The organism is Methylophaga sp. UBA4204 (genome assembly GCF_002379485.1).
Lineage (GTDB): Bacteria > Pseudomonadota > Gammaproteobacteria > Nitrosococcales > Methylophagaceae > Methylophaga.
In genome coordinates, this window is the sequence record NZ_DFTU01000087.1 from 57,489 (window position 1) to 75,715 (window position 18,227).

Annotated in this window: 18 protein-coding genes; 14 read left to right on the plus strand and 4 right to left on the minus strand. The window is 44.5% G+C overall.

The genetic code is table 11. The features are described from left to right. From B3182_RS12735 to B3182_RS12765, 7 genes are all read left to right on the plus strand, one after another. Positions 1-697, plus strand: a 697-nt coding sequence (locus B3182_RS12735) for an amidohydrolase family protein (RefSeq protein ID WP_292752999.1), incomplete at its 5' end; no start/stop codon positions are given. After that, on the plus strand, positions 694-1,596 hold the full coding sequence (fhcD, locus tag B3182_RS12740) for a formylmethanofuran--tetrahydromethanopterin N-formyltransferase (protein WP_292358588.1): 903 nt from the start codon (positions 694-696) through the stop codon (positions 1,594-1,596). The genes B3182_RS12735 and fhcD, both read left to right, overlap by 4 nt. Next, positions 1,593-2,408: a formylmethanofuran dehydrogenase subunit C gene (locus tag B3182_RS12745; RefSeq protein ID WP_292358586.1), complete on the plus strand. Its 816-nt coding sequence runs from the start codon at positions 1,593-1,595 to the stop codon at positions 2,406-2,408. The genes fhcD and B3182_RS12745 overlap by 4 nt, the downstream gene beginning before the upstream one ends. A gap of 159 nt (positions 2,409-2,567) precedes the next feature. Continuing rightward, a complete protein-coding gene (locus B3182_RS12750) occupies positions 2,568-3,578 on the plus strand; it encodes a class 1 fructose-bisphosphatase (RefSeq protein WP_292358584.1) in 1,011 nt (336 codons plus the stop codon). A gap of 79 nt (positions 3,579-3,657) precedes the next feature. Beyond that, positions 3,658-4,395 carry a dienelactone hydrolase family protein gene (locus tag B3182_RS12755; RefSeq protein WP_292358581.1) on the plus strand — a complete coding sequence of 246 codons (738 nt, stop codon included), beginning with the start codon at positions 3,658-3,660 and terminating at the stop codon, positions 4,393-4,395. A gap of 47 nt (positions 4,396-4,442) precedes the next feature. Next, complete coding sequence (locus B3182_RS12760; protein WP_292358580.1) at positions 4,443-5,252, plus strand: HD-GYP domain-containing protein; 810 nt, start codon at positions 4,443-4,445, stop codon at positions 5,250-5,252. A gap of 32 nt (positions 5,253-5,284) precedes the next feature. Further along, on the plus strand, positions 5,285-5,680 hold the full coding sequence (locus B3182_RS12765; protein ID WP_292358578.1) for an MAPEG family protein: 396 nt from the start codon (positions 5,285-5,287) through the stop codon (positions 5,678-5,680). Between the two features lie 30 nt (positions 5,681-5,710). Here B3182_RS12765 and B3182_RS12770 read toward each other — a convergent pair whose 3' ends face one another. Continuing rightward, entirely contained in the window at positions 5,711-5,968 is a 258-nt protein-coding gene (locus B3182_RS12770) for a TIGR03643 family protein (RefSeq protein ID WP_292358576.1), read from the minus strand. Positions 5,969-6,016: 48 nt separating this feature from the next. Between B3182_RS12770 and B3182_RS12775 the strand changes: the two genes are divergently transcribed. After that, positions 6,017-6,547: a lipocalin family protein gene (locus B3182_RS12775; RefSeq protein WP_292358574.1), complete on the plus strand. Its 531-nt coding sequence runs from the start codon at positions 6,017-6,019 to the stop codon at positions 6,545-6,547. Here B3182_RS12775 and B3182_RS12780 read toward each other — a convergent pair. Together B3182_RS12780 and B3182_RS12785 are read right to left on the minus strand one after the other, a co-directional pair. After that, positions 6,523-9,687, minus strand: coding sequence for an efflux RND transporter permease subunit (locus B3182_RS12780; RefSeq protein WP_292358572.1), 3,165 nt, complete (start codon positions 9,685-9,687; stop codon positions 6,523-6,525). The two genes, B3182_RS12775 and B3182_RS12780, sit on opposite strands and share 25 nt — an antisense overlap. 6 nt (positions 9,688-9,693) lie before the next feature. Beyond that, positions 9,694-10,773, minus strand: a complete 1,080-nt coding sequence (locus B3182_RS12785) for an efflux RND transporter periplasmic adaptor subunit (protein WP_292358570.1) — start codon at positions 10,771-10,773, stop codon at positions 9,694-9,696. 162 nt (positions 10,774-10,935) lie between these two features. Between B3182_RS12785 and B3182_RS12790 the strand changes: the two genes are divergently transcribed. The 5 genes from B3182_RS12790 to B3182_RS12810 all read left to right on the plus strand — a co-directional run bounded on the left by B3182_RS12790 (position 10,936) and on the right by B3182_RS12810 (position 14,164). After that, positions 10,936-12,012 (plus strand): AI-2E family transporter, encoded by a 1,077-nt coding sequence (locus B3182_RS12790; RefSeq protein ID WP_292358568.1) that lies wholly within the window; start codon positions 10,936-10,938, stop codon positions 12,010-12,012. A gap of 117 nt (positions 12,013-12,129) precedes the next feature. Continuing rightward, complete coding sequence (locus B3182_RS12795) at positions 12,130-12,555, plus strand: MgtC/SapB family protein (RefSeq protein ID WP_292358566.1); 426 nt, start codon at positions 12,130-12,132, stop codon at positions 12,553-12,555. A 223-nt stretch (positions 12,556-12,778) separates the two neighbouring features. Beyond that, positions 12,779-13,204, plus strand: a complete 426-nt coding sequence (locus B3182_RS12800; RefSeq protein WP_292358565.1) for a plastocyanin/azurin family copper-binding protein — start codon at positions 12,779-12,781, stop codon at positions 13,202-13,204. Positions 13,205-13,363: 159 nt separating this feature from the next. Next, complete coding sequence (locus tag B3182_RS12805) at positions 13,364-13,744, plus strand: DUF6746 family protein (protein WP_292358564.1); 381 nt, start codon at positions 13,364-13,366, stop codon at positions 13,742-13,744. A gap of 78 nt (positions 13,745-13,822) precedes the next feature. Continuing rightward, positions 13,823-14,164 (plus strand): hypothetical protein, encoded by a 342-nt coding sequence (locus B3182_RS12810; protein ID WP_292358563.1) that lies wholly within the window; start codon positions 13,823-13,825, stop codon positions 14,162-14,164. 180 nt (positions 14,165-14,344) lie between these two features. On the opposite strand, the gene B3182_RS12815 is transcribed toward B3182_RS12810, so the two are convergent. Beyond that, positions 14,345-16,513, minus strand: coding sequence for a TonB-dependent receptor family protein (locus tag B3182_RS12815; protein WP_292358561.1), 2,169 nt, complete (start codon positions 16,511-16,513; stop codon positions 14,345-14,347). 587 nt (positions 16,514-17,100) lie between these two features. Between B3182_RS12815 and B3182_RS12820 the strand changes: the two genes are divergently transcribed. Continuing rightward, on the plus strand, positions 17,101-17,937 hold the full coding sequence (locus B3182_RS12820) for a plastocyanin/azurin family copper-binding protein (RefSeq protein WP_292358559.1): 837 nt from the start codon (positions 17,101-17,103) through the stop codon (positions 17,935-17,937). Positions 17,938-18,227 lie beyond the last annotated feature (290 nt).

Below are 18,227 nucleotides of genomic sequence, written 5' to 3' on the forward strand. Positions count from 1 at the left end.
GCATCCTAACAAATGGGTGTGTATGGATATCGAATGTGAGGCCGGTTGCGGTGTAGTGCCGTTCAAATACAAAGACCAAAGTTATGTGAATGCATTGCAATGGATGATAGGTCTGGAAACCTTCCTGATGGTTGATGATCCATGGCGTATATTCCTGACCACTGATCATCCAAACGGTGCGCCATTTACCAGTTATCCACATCTGATTAAGTTATTAATGGATAAGTCTTTCCGTAACGATATGCTGTCTACCTTGCATCCGGAAGCACAGAAAGCCACCCATCTGGCTTCATTGGATCGCGAATATTCATTGTATGAAATTGCTATTATGACAAGGGCCGGTGCAGCAAAACTGGTTGGTCTGGCGGATCGTGGACATCTGGGAATTGGTGCGGCAGCAGATATTACCGTTTACACAGACAACAGCGATCGCGAAAAGATGTTTGAAAAACCGGATTATGTATTTAAAGATGGTGAAATGGTGGTGCGTCAGGGTCAGGTCATCAAAATTACCTGGGGTACTACTCATGTGGTTAAACCGGAATATGACGTCAGCATTGAAAAACCGCTGCAACAATATTTTGATAAATTCCATACCCTGAAAATGAGCAACTTCAAAATCAGTAACGACGAAATCGTCGATGATGGTCGTGGTAGCTTAACGATACAGCCGCTGCATAAGGGAGGCAGACTATGATCATCAATGGCGTCAGCATTGATAAAACTTTTGCTGAAGCGTTTCCGATGAAAGGAACGCGAATTATCATTACCGCTCAGAATCTGGAATGGGCAATGCATTCAGCTACTGCCTTCACCGGTTTTGCTACATCGGTTATTGCCTGCGGTTGTGAGGCCTCCATTGAACGAACATTAGAGCCTTCTGAAACCCCTGATGGCCGTCCCGGTGTTGCTTGTCTGATTTTTGCCATGGGCGGTAAAGGACTGGCGAAACAGGTTGAAACCCGTGCTGGCCAGTGTGTTTTAACTTCGCCGACATCTGCTTTATTTTCAGGGATTGAAGGTGAAGATGGTAAAGAAATTGCTTTGGGTAAAAACCTGCGTTTCTTTGGTGATGGTTATCAGATATCAAAAATGATTGATGGTAAACGTTACTGGCGTATTCCGGTGATGGATGGTGAATTTCTAACCCAGGAAAATACCGGCGTGGTTTCCTCTGTTGGTGGTGGTAACTTCCTGATACTCGCCGAGTCGCAGCCTCAGGCACTGGCAGCGTGTGAAGCAGCTGTTAAGGCCATGAAACAACTGCCTAATATCATTATGCCGTTTCCGGGCGGTGTGGTTCGCAGTGGTTCAAAAGTGGGTTCCAAATACAAAGCGTTAAACGCCTCAACCAATGATGCATTTTGTCCGACCTTGAAAGGTCAGACTAAATCCGAGTGTTCACCAGAAGTCGAGTCCGTCATGGAAATCGTTATTGATGGCTTAAGCAAAGAAGATATAGACAAAGCCATGCGTGTCGGCATTCAGGCCGCATGTGATTTAGGCGCTGAAAACGGTATTCGCCGAATCAGTGCTGGTAACTATGGTGGCAAACTGGGTCCATTCCACTTTCATCTGCAGGAGATCATGGCATGACAGCACTGACTCTTAAACTTAAAACGGATTTGGCACAACGTGTTGATTGCTCTCCTTTAACACCCGATAAACTGGCGGGTAAAGATGTTGCAGATATTGCTGCGATGGAACTGGTCAGTGGTCGTTTAACGCTACCGGTAGAGGAACTGTTTGATATCAGTGGTGATGATGTAAATGACATTCGCTTTGAAAATAGCTCAGCCAAACTGGATCATATCGGTCATGCTATGAGTGAGGGTCGGATTACCATCAAAGGTGATGCCGGTGCTTATCTCGGGCAGTTTATGACCGGTGGAAATATTGAAATCACCGGAAACACTTTTATTTATACCGGCTGTGAAATGAAAGGCGGTCAAATAAAGATTAACGGTAATGCCGGAGATTTTGTCGGCGCGGCTCGTAGCGGATATAAAAACGGTATGACTGGCGGCATTATTATTGTGACGGGTAATACCGGAGCACGCACCGGCGATCATATGCGTCGTGGCATGATACTGATAGAAGGTAATGCGGGAGAATACTGCGGTTCACGGATGATTTCCGGCACCATCGCGGTATTGGGGGATGTCGGTAAACATTTGGGGTATGCCATGAAACGCGGCACGATATTGCTACCTAAAATGCCGCAGCATGGCATCACTGCCAACTTTAATGATTGTGGTTCACATACCTTGGCATTTTTACCATTGATGTTTGCTTCATTTAAAAAACTGGATAGCAAGTTTGCCAATGTTGAAGGATTTTCCCGGGTACAACGATACGCTGGCGATGTCGGTGGCATTGGCATGGGCGAGATTCTCGTTAAGATTTAAGGCTATTTGCTAGGGGGTTAGCCTGTCTAATCCCCGCCGTTTTTGAAACCCCATTGAACTGCTCTTGGCATTTTCACTGCCACTGGTTTACTCTCTTATTAACAGCTGCGAATCATCAGCTCAACTCCCAGAAAATAAATAGTCAAAGAGAGAAACGCCATGTCTGATATCGGCAAATCGGTTAATCAATTTATCGTTGAAGAACAAAGATCTCACCCCGATTCAACTGGTGATTTGACGGGATTATTAAGTGATGTAGTTAGTGCCTGCAAAAAAATCTCTCACTTGGTCAGCCGCAGCAATATTATTGGTCTTGGCGGTTATGCTGACAGTGAAAATGTGCAGGGTGAAACGCAGAAAAAACTCGATATCATTACCAATGAAGTAATGGTTGATCATCTGAAGTGGACAGGCCATCTGGCAGCTATGGCATCTGAAGAAATCGAAGAAATTATTCAGATCCCCAGCAAATTTCCCAAAGGCAAATATCTGATCTGCTTTGATCCTCTGGATGGTTCCTCAAATATTGATATTAATCTGTCGGTAGGTACTATTTTCTCCATTTTGCGTTGCCCTAATGATTGCAAAAATCCGACATTAAAAGACTTTATGCAGAAAGGCACTGAGCAGGTTTGTGCCGGCTTTACCGTTTATGGTCCGGCCACCATGTTGATTCTGACTACTGGTAATGGTGTCAATGGTTTTACGCTGGATAGTGATGTCGGTGAGTTTATTCTGACCCATCCCAATATGCGTATTCCCAAAGATACCGCCGAGTTTGCCATTAATATGTCCAATCAGCGTTTTTGGGAAGCTCCGATTCAAAAATATGTTGATGAATGCATTAAAGGTACTGAGGGTGAGCGCGAGAAAAATTTCAATATGCGCTGGGTTGCGTCAATGGTTGCTGAGGTTTATCGCGTGCTGACCCGAGGCGGCATATTTATGTATCCGATAGATTCCAAAATAGCCAAGCAGGGTGGCAAATTACGCTTGATGTACGAAGCCAATCCGATGAGTTTTATTGTTGAACAGGCAGGCGGGTTAAGCTCAACCGGTACCGAACGGATTCTGGATATACAACCCGAAAGCATTCACCAACGGGTACCAGTGATTATGGGATCCAGAAACGAGGTCGACAGAGTGGTGCGTTACCACAAGGATCACTAAAACGTTTGGCGATTCTCGCCAACTCTTTGCCAGCATTTTGGTCACATTAACCTACTTCTGTGTTTGGTAAGGAGAAATCATGTCGTTGAAAAGATGTTTATTACTGGGACTGATGGGAGCCTCAATGACTGCTGTTGCAGAAAATATTGATTACCAGATCAATGGGGAAACCTATCAAGGCTTTTATACCAGTGCTGCAGATAATGCCCCTCTAGTACTATTGATACACGACTGGGACGGTTTGACGGATTACGAAATCAAACGTGCCAATATGCTGGCAGAAGAGGGATATGCAGTATTTGCGGCGGACTTATTTGGTAAAGGTATTCGGCCCACAGAGGATAAAGATAAAAAGCAGCATACCGGTGAGCTGTACCAGGATCGGCAGAAGATGCGTCAACTGATAAAGGGCGCTTTAGATAAAGCTGCTGAATTAGGCGCCAATCGACAGCAAACCGTTGTTATAGGTTATTGTTTTGGTGGTGCTGCTGCACTGGAAATGGCACGTGCTGGAGAAGATCTGCAAGGTGTTGTCAGTTTTCATGGTGGTTTAAAAACACCTCCAGGTCAGGATTATGCTGATTCTTCAACTGAAATCCTGATTTTGCATGGTGCCGCAGATAAGGCTATTAGCATGCAAGAGTTTGCGGAGCTCAGCAACCAGCTTGAAGCTTTTAACGTACCTAACGAAATGATTGCTTATGGTGGAGCTGATCATGCTTTTACCGTATTTGGCATAGATCGGTATCATGCTGAGGCCGACGAAAAATCCTGGCATCGTCTTTTACAGTTTCTGGATGAAAAACGCTCAGAATAAACCTGTATGTATCGATAAGATTGTTCACAAGTTAAAAGAGTAAACGTTTGAAATTACCTCCCCATTATCGAGTTGTGCTGGCCTATTTACTGGTTGGCATTGCCTGGATCTTTTTATCAGATATCACCGTAGAATATTTGTTTTCCGGCGAACGCGGCATTACCCGGATACAACACTTTAAAGGCTGGTTATTCATAATCGTCACGACAGTTCTTTTGTTTGTATTGATTCGTCATGACTTTAATAAAATTGAGTTGGCCAACAAAAAAATCCTCGACAGCATTGAACAAGCGGTGACCGGTTGGATCCATGTTATGGATGTAAGGCATAAGGAAACCAGAGATCATTCTGAACGAGTGACTCGAATGACCTTAGAATTAGCCAAACTATCAGGCATTGCTGATGAAAAACAGCTTGAATCGATTCGCTACGGTGCAATCCTGCACGATATCGGTAAAATTGGAATTCCGGATGCCATACTGACCAAACCCGGCAAACTAACCGATGCAGAATGGCAAATCATGAAAATGCATCCACAAATTGCGTATGATATTTTGTCTAAAAACGATTTTCTGTGTCAGTATCTGATGATTCCACATGAACATCATGAACGATGGGATGGTTTGGGATATCCACAGGGCCTGCAAGGTAAGCAGATCCATTTTGATGCCAGATTGTTTTCGATAGTGGATGTCTGGGATGCGATTTATCATCGTCGAGTTTATAAAGATGCCTGGCCGGAAGATGAAGTACTTAAATATATATCTGATCAATCCGGGAAAGCGTTCGACCCGGAGATCTGTAGTCTTTTTGTAAAGAATTACAACCAACTGAAAATTGCAGCAGATTTCAGTTAAATACCCCTAACTTTTGCTGCCTGGAGTCATACATGCCTGCGTTGTTCATTGTGTTATTTATCGTCACGTTTTTTCCGATGATATTAGCCTTTATCGGGGGATACTTGCGTTACAAGCATGTTGATAAATTTGACAATCGGCATCCCAGAGAACAACAGGCAGAACTGACCGGTGTTGCCGCTCGCATATTGGCAGCACAAAAAAACGCCTGGGAAGCGTTAATATTTTATTCAGCTGTTACCTTGCTGGCATTTTATTCCAGTGTAAATTTACGGGAATTGAGTGGTGCCGCTATTCTGTTCTTGGCTTGCCGCGTTTTGCATCCAATCTTCTACGCGTTAGATTTGGCTCTTTTCCGTAGTCTGATTTTTATTGTGGGCTGGTTAAGTTGTGTCTATATTGCCGTAAGAGCTTTTTTAGCAGTCTAAACAATTAAAAAAATCCCGTTGTGGCAGGATCTAACGGGGTTTGTATTGCGTGGGGCAATAAGCTCGAGAGATATTAGGATTTCGTAAGGCGTGATGTTTGGTTTTACGACCTGAAACACGAGCACGCCATAAACGGAACGATCCCGGTTTCATTTCACGGCGCATTAATTTAATAACCTGTTGTTCTGGTAACCCGTAAAGCTGCAAAATTGCCTCAAAAGGGGTGCGATCTTCCCAGGCCATTTCAATGATCCTGGAAATATCAACTGAATTCAGAGTCTGATGCATACAACTTCTTTTAAATAAAATCTCAAGATAACCAGGGTTATGTGAAATATGCGTCTATTTAAAACCTTATTGCTGTCTCTAATGTTAACGGCTTGTACCGGAATACCGGAAGGCGTCGAACCGGTCACCGGTTTTGAACTGGATCGTTATCTGGGTAAATGGTATGAGATAGCGCGTCTGGATCATTCGTTTGAAGAGGGGTTAACCTCGGTGACAGCGGAATACAGTCTGCATGAAGATGGTCATGTTCAAGTGATTAATCGTGGGTTTAATGCTGCAGAAAACCAGTGGGAGGAAGCAGAGGGAAAAGCCAAATTTGTTCAATCCAGTGATATCGGCCAGCTTAAAGTTTCGTTCTTCGGCCCATTTTATGGCAGTTATATAGTGTTTGGACTGGATAAACTGGACTATCAATATGCGTTTGTTTCAGGACCGAATCATGGCTATTTATGGTTATTGGCTCGCACCCCACAAGTCAGCGATGAGGTTATCGCCGACTTTATCAATGAGGCCTCACAACGTGGTTTTGAAACAGATAAACTGATTTTTGTTGATCAGGATTCTGTCTCAGCTGAATGAGCTTGTACCGGATGTTGTCTCTGTTTCCATGATAATACTGTGACCAGTAAACTGGGTAGGAAAGTGAGTGTAATCAGGGTAGAAACAGCAATCCCAACCAATACAACTATACCGACACCTCGATAAAGCTCGGTACCGGCACCAGGAATAAAAACCAGTGGTGCCAGGCCAAAAATAGTGGTTAGCGTTGACATTAATATTGGTCGTAACCGCGTTGCTACTGCCTGATTAACCGCTGTATGTATTGATATTGCCTTATCGGCCAGATTGCGTCTGGCCTGTTCAACTATCAGGATGGGGTTATTGACTACCGTACCCAATAGAATGACAAACCCCAACATGGTAATCATATCAAACGGCTGAATAATGGCCGGTAATCCCATCGCATTTAATAAACTGCCCGAAGCATTCACTCCCACCAGACCAACGATGCCGCCCGCGATCCCCAATGGCACCGTAGTTAAAATAATCAATGGATAACCCCAATGCGAGAAAATAGCCACCAGCACCAGATAAATCAGAATGACGGCCACCAGCAGATTTTCAGATAAAGATTCCCGGGTAGCATCCAATTGATCTGACGCACCGGAAATTGACAGATTAACCCCTTTGGCAACTTCACCATCAGTTTGCATTGCTGGGATCATTTCACTGCGAACCTTATTCACAGCGGTTTCTAATGCTACGTCACGAGGCGGTATAATCAATAAGGTGACTGTACGACGACTATCAACCCGACGAAGTGTGGCACTATCAACTGTTTCTTCCAGATCAGCCAATGCATTTAACGGTATAACATCCCCATTGGGGGTTAGGATCGGTAAACCGGCAAGCCCGGATAGATTCTGCTGCTGGCCAGCGGTACTGAATAAAAACATATCCACTTTGTCGTCATCGATAAAAAACTCATCAACAAATGCACCATCACTTAGTGCGGCCACCGCATAACCAAAATCATCAGCAGTAAAACCTGTTTCAGTTAACCGTGACCAGCGTGGACGAATTTCAATTAACGGTTGATCCAGCGATAACGATCCTGGAATGGAGTCAATCTGAGGGTTTTCAAACAATCTCTCGGCCCGCTTCAGAGCAAACTCAGCCGTACTGTAGAGACTTTCCATATCCGGTCCGGCAATATCCAGACTGACGGCACGGGTTCCGCCCTGATCGCTGGAGATAATTGAGCCACGACCAGAAAACGCCCGCATACCCGGATAACTCTCAAATAAATCAGTTAAGGCATTCATCATCGGAATGATATCTTGAGTTCTGGTGGGCTCACTCAGTACCCGTAATCCGGTTGGAGAGGTTCGGATGAAATAATAGGCGAGCGAGGGGATAGGGGCCTCACCCTGATCAAACAGGGCCGGATCGGCGCCTTTGGCATCAGCCAGAATTTCAATGACTTCTTCACTGATGCGTAACATTTCAGAAAGATTATAGCCGGGCGGTGGAATCATGCTGGTAAAGGCTTTCGGTTCCTCTCCCTCCGGTAAATATTCTGCAGGGGGCATCAGGTGCCACGCGGCTACCAAAGTGGCACACACCGTAACAGCCATCGTTGTTAAACGTCTGACGGGGCCTTTGGTTAACCAGTTAACGCCATGCAGTATAATCCCCCGACGATGCAGATCTTCATGCGTACCTGTACTTTTTCCAAGACCAAAACGAGCGCAGGCAGCCGGAACAACGCCTACAGCAAATAACATTGAGGCAAGAATCGCTACGGAAATAGCAATCGCGATATCGGAATATAATTGTCCGGCTTCTTCCTGCACAAACAACACTGGTGCAAACACCAGGATAGTGGTCATACTGGAAGCCAGTACGGCCGTCCAGACTTCCCGAACTCCCACAATTGCTGCTTCAATTCGGTCCAGCCCCCGCCGCCTGGCCTGTTCAATGCTTTCCAGCACTACGATGGTGTTATCAACTGTCATACCGATGGCGAAGGCAATACCTGCCAGGGAAATAACGTTGATCGTCCGATCAAATACCAAAAGCCCTAAAAAGGCGGCAATGATACAAACAGGCATTCCCATCAACCCAATTAACGTACCGCGCAGGCTACGCAGGAATAAAAAAAGGATAAAGGTGGCCAGCAAAGCCCCTAACAGCAGGTTTTGTGAAACATTCTGAATTGATGACTCTACATAGCGGACATCATCTCCGATTAGTACCAGATCTAACCCGTTCGGGTTTAATAGATCACGCCGCATCTCTTCGACCACTTCCATCATGGCGTATTTGATATCAATTACATTTGAGCCTGGTTCGCGCTTAACGGCCATGGTCAAGGCCTGTTCATCATTCACTACAGCAACTTGGCGGACTTCATAGTGATCGAGTTTGATGGTAGCAATATCTTTTAACAGAATATCCGTACCATTGCGGTGTGCCAGGATGAGGTTTTCCAATTCCTGTTTATCTTCAAAGCGTCCAATGGTTCTGAGCAAATAACGTTTTTTGCCATCATCCAAATCACCGGCAGAGGTGTCGCTATTGCGGGCTCGTATCGCATCACGAACATCGGTCAGACTTAAACCGCGTTGGGCCAGTTTGGCGGAATCAATAAAGATCTGCATTTGCCGTTCAGCCCCGCCACGCAGCTGTACCTCGGAAACCCCTGGCACGCGTTCCATCTGCGTGCGAACATTGTCATCGATAAAGTCCGTAATCATGTCGATGTTGAGATTCAGCGGGTTCCCAGGCAAGGGTGATACCGCAAAATACATGAATGCATTTTCCGAAAAAGAGCTGCTGCGAATACTCGGCTGATCGACATTTTCCGGGTAGCTGGGCACCTGGCTTAATGCATTGGAGACTTCGATTAACGTTTCGTTGATACCCACCCCAAATGGAAAATCCAGCTCTATAACAGCTTCACCGGTTTCAGCAAATGCTTCCATACGGCGGAGATTGGGAATATTCCGCAGGTACCTTTCCTGTTCGATAAGTATTTCTTTTTCGATATCCTGCGGGGTGGCACCAGGCCATTGAGTGACTACGCTGATAGTGCGGACATCCAGATCCGGAATCATCTGGACGGGTATTAAACGTGCGGCGGCAATACCTAATACACAAACAATAAGCACAATGACGGTCAGTAGTTTGCCATTGCGAATAGGCGCTTCTAACATGCGGGATTAATTCCTTTTATTATCGTCGCGAACAATTTCTACTTCATCATTTTCCTGAAGCACCTCATTGCCCCGGACCACCACTAAATCATCTGCGGTTAAGCCATCGGTAATAATTATTCCATCCGAATCTTCTCTGCCGACTTTCACATTACGGCGATGTGCCTGGTTGTTTTCATCGACAATAAATACACTTCGTCCGCCGTCCGGATGGCGTAACACCGCATCACGGGGAACCCGATAACCTTTCCTCTCATCGCTTCCCAGATAAAGCACTGCACTGGCGGACGTACCTGGTAGCAGTGTCGCATCAGCGGAATCGATAACAATACGCACTAAAAAAGAGCGTGCCTGAGCATTACTAACGGGTACCAGAGCAGTTATTTTTCCAGAAAGTTTTTGTGAGGGCAGTGCATCAGGCAGAATTTCTACCCGTGTTTTGAGGGTGATATCGGAAAATTTTTCCTGAGGAACATTTACATCCAGTCTGACCGGTTCCAATGCAACCAATTCCAACACCTGATCACCACGGTTTACCCACTCGCCTGCTTCGGTCATTTTGCTACTGATAACTCCACTGAAGGGAGCAGGCAGTTCGTGACGTTGAAATTGCTCTTCAGCCATATTCTGCATGGCCCGAGCCGCAGCAAGTGCAGCTTGGTTCAACGCAAAATTGGATTCGCGATTCGCCAGTTCAGTGGCAGAAATGTAGTTTTCCCCGCGCAGACGTTGGGCTTCATCCACCAAACGCTGGGCTTCATCAACACTGGCTTGAGCTTCATTTGTTACAGCTTTTGCCTGCTCAAGCTGCTGTCGTGCAATCGCGGCATCCTGACGCATTAATATATCGCCTTGTTTAACCCTAGAGCCGGCGTCGACTAATACTTCTTTGACCAGGCCATCTACCCGAGGGGAAAGTAGCGCCCTACGTTCAGCCGTTAACGAACCTGATAAGGTAAGTTTTTCAGTAGATTCAGAAATTATCGGTTTACTGATGCTGACGGGCGTTGCTGCGAAACTGGAATAACTAATCAGTAAAAAATATAAACCGCACAGCAATTTGCTGGAAAAAAATGAGTTCAGCATAGTGGTTCGCATGGTTGGTGGATGCAAATAATGAACATAACCGGGTTGGATAGTTCCTGAAAAATGAGTGTTAGACTGTTTTTAATTGGTAACAAGTCTTATTGCGGTATGCCAGAATAGTAACAGACATTGATTAAGACGCTGAACAGGACCAAAACAGATATGACCTTGCGCGCAGTTTTCAAAGATTGGACGGAAAGATATTTTTCTGACGAAGAAGCCGTCATTTTACTGATAGTCCTGATTTTAGGGTTTGCTGCAATCATCTGGTTCGGCAGCATGCTGGCACCTTTTTTTACCGCTCTGATCATCGCCTTTCTGCTTCAAGGTGTTGTAAATATGCTGGTCAGGCAGCATATTCCGGAAACGATAGCCGTAGCGATAGTCTTTTTGGGATTTGTCAGTGTGATGTTGGCCCTGGCTTTTTTGCTGATGCCACTGTTATGGAATCAGCTGGTCAATCTGGTGCTGGAAACTCCCAGAATGCTCTCCAGTGGGCAAACATGGCTGGATGAACTTCAGTCAAAGTATCCAACACTGATAACACCGGATGAAATACAAAACTGGATTTCAATGGTTGCGCGCGAACTGAGTGTTTATGGCCAACGAGCGCTCACATTATCGTTGGCTTCACTGGGCAATGTCATTGGTTTGATTGTTTATCTGGTGCTGGTGCCGATTCTGGTTTTTTTCATGCTTAAAGATCGTGAGAAACTGGTTAAGTTTATTTTATCGATGATGCCAGAAAAACGTGGTTTGATGAGTCGGATCTGGAATGAGATGGATGGTCAGATCGCTAATTATGTGCGTGGAAAGGTGGTTGAAATCATCATTGTCGGGACCGTCGCATTTGTTACCTTTGCCTGGTTTGGGTTGCCTTATTCGGCGTTATTGGCTGTTTTAGTTGGTTTCTCTGTACTCATTCCTTTTATCGGTGCCGCCGTTGCAACAATACCCGTTGCAGCTGTAGCGGGTTTTCACTTTGGGCTTACAGATGAGTTTGCTTACGTGTTAGTGGCATATGGCATTATTCAGGCTCTGGATGGTAATGTACTGGTTCCCATTCTTTTTTCTGAAGCAGTCAACCTGCATCCTGTCTCTATTATATTAGCGGTTCTGTTCTTTGGTGGGATTTGGGGATTTTGGGGTATTTTCTTTGCAATACCTTTGGCGACGCTACTGAAATCGCTGGTTACTGCCTGGCCGAGAGGCTTGAAGTCACAGATTAAAGCGGAATAACAACACCGGTTCAGTCATCATATCTCCATATTCTGTAAATGAATCTTTTCCGAGAAGAGCACTCTAGGTCAGCAGAAAACTCTTTTGCAATCTTGAAACAGCATCAGGAGATTTTGTATGGAACTTAACTTGGCACTCATCTGGTATCACTCATATCAACTGGGAATCGCTTTTCTGTTAGCGTTGCCAATAGCCTTGAACAGGGAATATAAAGCCCGAGGGGCTGGTATGCGTACCTATCCATTAGTCAGTATTGCCTGCTGCGCCTTCATGTTGGTCGCCAGAGATGTCTATGAAGGCGACGCCGCTGAAGCCAGGGTGATGTACGGCATTATCACTGGTATGGGGTTTATTGGTGGTGGTGCTATTATGAAAAATAATAGCGGGGTGAGTGGTACGGCAAGTGCAGCTGGAATCTGGTTAACAGGGGCAATTGGTCTATCCGTCGCCTATGCCCGTTATGAGATTGCCATTGTTTTAACATTAATGGGATTTCTGATCTTTCAGGTTGTTAGTTTTTTTAAACATGGAGATAAAACATAAAGCCGGGAAGGCTTCCTTGGGGGAGGGTTAACCACTAAGATAACAACCACAGTGATTAACTCAAGTTAATGCGTCATTTATCACCACCATCCAACATAAAAATCATGGGTCTTTTGCTGGAACTATAGCAAATTGATCCCTGTCAGCATATTAATGTTAGGGATGTTTTCCCTAAGCAATTTCGTTGCTCTATATTTGATTCGATGTCTGAACAGGAGGCACTATGCCTAATATGAAATTTGCATTACAGACCATTCCCGTCCTTTTCCTATTTCTATGCCAGTCTGCATTTGCAGAGAAGCATGTGGTCACAGCTATTGGCATGAAGTATGAGCCCATGGTAGTGAAAATTGCCCCAGGTGATACGGTTTATTGGGAAAATATGCCTACCCATAATGTGGAAACCATAGAAGGCCTTGTACCGGAAGGAACAGAAAAAATAAACACCCCTTTGGGCGAAAACTACCAGCATACTTTTGAAAAAGAAGGCATCTATGTGTATATCTGTACTCCTCATATTGGGGCTGGTATGGGCGGTGCAGTCATTGTTGGAGAGCCAACAAACCTGGAGGAAATAAAGGCTGCGGATGTTACCGGTGGTCTTGGCAGAGTTGTCAGAAAAACTATCTCCGAAGCCGAATCAATGTAAACGCTTCAATCAGCGTCCTACATAAAACCTCTCGTTGTTGGTAACGAGAGGTTTTTTTATGCCCCTTGATATTGAAATATTTACCCCTATCTACTGTTGATAACGTTTATCGTTATTATTTGTTAACCATTCTTAATTATTTGATAGAGGCCTGCCTATATGAAAGTGATGAATTATCTTGCCGCTGCGGCGCTCAGTTTTGGTGTTGCTACAATGGCGAAAGCGGAAACAGTTGAGCATTTCGAAGGGAAAAACGCAGAATCACTGGAGGAGGCTGTAACAAATTTTAAACTTTATAATCAACGGCTTGAGAGTTTACTCAAAAAAGACTCAATGTCAGCTGATGATGTGACCAAAGTCCATGAACTGACCTATACCCTGGAAAATGCTTTGGCGAAAATTAACGATGAGCTGGGCAAGTTAGCGGTAACACTTGAAGAAGTCCATCTGGCCTCGGAAAAATATGATGCTGATGCGGTTCGGGATCACGGTGATGCTTATATGGAGGTTATTAATACCATCAGTAAAATGGGTCAATAAGAATCGGCAAATAGGAACCGAGCTTCATAAGAGCAGTCTGAACAATTATCTTTAATTTTGATGTTCAGAGAAGACGATATGAAAGCCCATTACGCCGCTATATGTAGCTTGTTGTTATCAGGAAATGTTATTGCTGAGCATGAGAATTATCAGCAATGTATATTTGATGAATCACTGAAGGCTGAACTTGAAGTTTCTGGTCAACCGATAACAAGCTATTGCACTATGCGGTTTTTTGATACTGCGCCAACGGCATTTCAGGCGCTGGTGCTACTTGATAATCTTGAAGATATGAAACAACGCGATCCCAAGTTTAAAGCCTTTTATGACACGGTTCGCAACAGTGGCTCAAACGATATCTATACGGATAGGCAAATCGTGTTGATGTATATCGATAAACGCGAAGTTCAAAAAGACTGATTCAAAACAGCAAATCAATCAAAGCCCACTTCAACGTGGGTTTTTTTTGTAAAAAAAAGCCCGCCTAAGGCGGGCTTGTCGGTAATGGTCATACAGAAACAGCAAATCTGGGAGAAATGGCTGTTTTATTACATATTTAAAACATGTTCTGCATACCTTCTCCGTCAACGTTGAAGCCGATTAAAAGTTGTAGGTAATACCACCGTAGTAAAGACGCTCACGACCCACTAACTTACCTTCGTTACGGCTGGCCAAGTACTCTTTATCAAACAGGTTTTCAACACCGGTAAATAACGTTACACCCGTATTAGGCACGCGGTAATTTACCGTAGCGTTCCAAACGGTAAAGCTTGGAATAGTTCCTTGAAGACCGCTAACATCTTCGACGCGAGTATTCCCATCATCAACAAATTGTTTGCTGACATGCTGTACTCCGATTCTCGCATTCACACCGCTTTGATGTTCATAGCCAAGATCAATGTTTAACAGGTGTTCAGGTGCATATTGCATTCTGTTACCGTTAATTGTTGGATCTGGACCATCTTCATATTCGGCTGTCCAAAGATTGGTATACGCACCTGACAAATAGATATTATTCGTCCAGCCATAAATGTCACCGAAATCAACACGACCCGCTACTTCAATACCGGTTTGTTTGCTGTCACCGCTGTTGTCAAAGGTGTCACCAAAATCAATCAAGGTATTTTGGATATCATTGTGGAACAATGCTGTTTTAAAGCTTATTCCCTTGAAATACGTGCTACGTACACCAACCTCATACAAGGTACTTTCTTCTGGTTCTGCCCGGCCGCCATCTTCGCTAAATTCACGATCTGCTCGTGCCGGTGCGATACCTTTATGAACACCTGCAAAGACAGTTGTGTTAGCAATACCATTCCAGGCTACGCCAAAGCTGGGGAGGAACTCTGTATAGGAGAGGCTTTCACGACTTTCTTGAACGCCACCTTCAAAGAACTTTTCGCTGGTGCGAACATCTTCTACTCGGAAACCAGGAGTGAAAGACCAATTACCAACATAGGTGGTATTTTGCATGTAATAAGACAAGGCATTGGTTTTGATAAAGGCTTCTTCAACATCACCTGGGTTATTCGCTAGCGCCAAATCATAGTCTTCACGCTCAGCAACACTTTGTGACAGGATTTCCTGACGATGGACATTTTCTTCGTGATAACGCACACCAAAGATGGTGTCATGGTCAAGGCCAAACAGACTGAATGACAAATCACCTCGAGTTTCTAATCCTCGAGTGTAATACTGGCGTGGTGCATGGCGACCGGCGCATTGACTAGCATCTACGTCACCAGCCAGGACACCTTCCCCACCTTGACCCGGACAATTTCTGAATACGGAAGTAATATTGCCGTTACTATTTAGATCTCCGTCTTCATTCTCTTCAGTACTACGCAGACCATTGCGGAAGGTATCGGTGTAATAAGCTTGAGAAGTTAGCTTAAAACTATCATTCACTTCGAAAATATGTTGTAACTGAACGACATCGCGATCTTGCTCCCATTCATCATTTTCAATAGATGGGTGAGAATAAGGGTCTTGATCGTATTCAAAGGGGGTTAAATAGGCCTCAGTTGAATTGCGACGGTCACGAGTGTGAACTAACTTTAAAGCAAGGGTTTGACGGTCGGTAATATCCAGCTCGCCTTTAAAACGGTAGTCTTTAACATCAAACTCAGCATCGTCATAAACTCCGTCACCTTTGTTCTGATTGAAATCGAACATCACTCCGCCGATTTCATTCCCAAAACCAACGCTGCCATTTAACATACGATAACCTTGATTACCAAAAGCAGAAGTGACACTTCCTTCGACTTCACCATTACGAGGAACCGGGTTAGTCACAAAGTTCACCGCACCACCTAAAGTCTGAGGTCCATAAAGAATTTGACCGGCTCCTTTAATTACCTCAATACGATTAACTGCTTGAGAGGGGGTGGTGTAGTGCACAACCGGATCAGCATAGGGTGCCAGTTGTAAATGCATACCATCTTCCATAATCATTGCTTTGGCGCTACGACGCGGATTCTGCCCACGGATACCAATGTTTGTATCAAACCCCATGCTTCCGTCAGCAACAACATTGATGCCTGGTATTGTTCTCATTCTTTCCAGATTAGATATTGGGCGACGTTCTTCCAGATATTCTTCATCGATTATATCGAATGATCCGGGAACAGCTTCTAGACGATCCGGCAAGATTCCTGTAACAGTCATTTTGCCCGTATCAACAGTATCTTCCTCAGCCAGAACGGCATAAGGCATCAGCATCAGCGATGACATTATCGCGGTGCTAATAATTTTTGGTTTTAATTTCATTTCTCTCTCCTGAACGTAAAAAGCCCGTGCAGGCTAGCTCTACGCTGATGGGCTTGATATAGGAAAAACTCCCAAAACATGTTCGAGGAAAGGTTCTAACAAGGTGTTTTAAGTCGTAGCAAAGACAGCGACTCTGCAGGTGGTTTAAATCAACCACTTTTGCTGGAAAATAGTTTTAGCGATTGTTTAGTTTTATCATGAGAAAAATCGCAGTCATTTAAGGGTGTGGTTGTAATGGTTCATCCATATGGCTGTATACAAGCATTTCTAAAAGTTCTTGTTTAAAACGATTGAATTCGAAAAAAATGTTGTTTAAATACAACTAAACAGGGTTTTTTGTTCGTTTTAGTAAACAGGTTTAGGGAGTTTGCGCACGAATTTTTAGGAGAAATGCCTTTTTCTTGCCTTCTACTACACGTTCTTAACCAATCTAAAGATCGAAATGTATGGCAGCCTTTAGACATAAACCCAAATCAGCCTGGTTACTGAATAAAAATTGTCTTAGGTCAAATAACAGCACATATTTGCTTATAAATAGCGTTGTGGTGATGGTATGATCGAAATAAATTTATCAATTGGAGAGTCCAATGCGTCATTCCCGTTCAATTATTACTGCCGCCATTATCATTGCCATAGCGGTTTTTGTGGTGGCAATCGTTTCATCCTTTATTTCCGGAACCAGTGAGCATTACGATCGCCCAAGCTCTCCAAAAGAAGTACTGGAAAAAATGTCTGAAGCCGTAGAGGCCACGGATGAAACTGCTCAAATTGAAGAACCTGCCCAGACCAGTGAAGAAGTTTCTCAGGTAGCTCAACAAGAAGCGGATGCTTTGGAAAGCAATACTCAGGAAGCGGTGCTTGAAGATACAAATGAAGTGGTTGAGTCGGCCATTGAAACGGCTAAGGAAACCAGTCAGAGTGTAAGTGACCGTGCCAATCAAGCGATTGCTGCGGCAGAAAACACGGCAGCTGAGGGACGGGCTGAGGCAGAAGCAATACTGGCTGAAGTTGAAAAAGAAGCGGGTATTGCCGAAGAGCCTGCAGAGGTTGAACCTGCAACAGCGGAATCTAAAAATCATACCGTCACAGCCCAGGGATTAATTTATAACCCGCTGGTGGTGACAATTGCGCCGGGCGACAGCGTTTCCTGGACTAATATGAGCACACATGACACTCAAGCAATTGAAGGGCTGGTTCCTGAGGGCACTGAACTTTGGCACTCACCGATGAGTGAAAATTACACTCGTACTTTTACTCAGGAAGGTATCTATGTCTATAAATGCACACCGCATTTTGGTGCAGGTATGGGGGGGGCAATTATCGTAGGTGAACCCGTCAATCTGGAACAGATTAAAAATGCTGGCGCCAAGGGTGCAGCAAAACGTCTGGTCAATAAAGCGGTACAAGCTGCTGAAGCTATGTAAATAGGATTCCCCCGCGAGCTGATGATAGAAGCTCCCGGGGGATTTTTTTGTCTGTTATTTATCGCCAGCGCTGAATTTGTTCAATCATTAAAATCGTTTAATGGCCATTAATTCAGATAGTTAGTGAGGAATGCTGGTTTTTTTCTGTTGAAGACTAACACCTTTTGAATTTTTACTGTATTCTTGCACGCTTCCTGACCGGTTGTATGTAAACCATCAGGTCGCGGAGCGGTAGTTCAGTTGGTTAGAATGCTGGCCTGTCACGCCGGAGGTCGCGGGTTCGAGTCCCG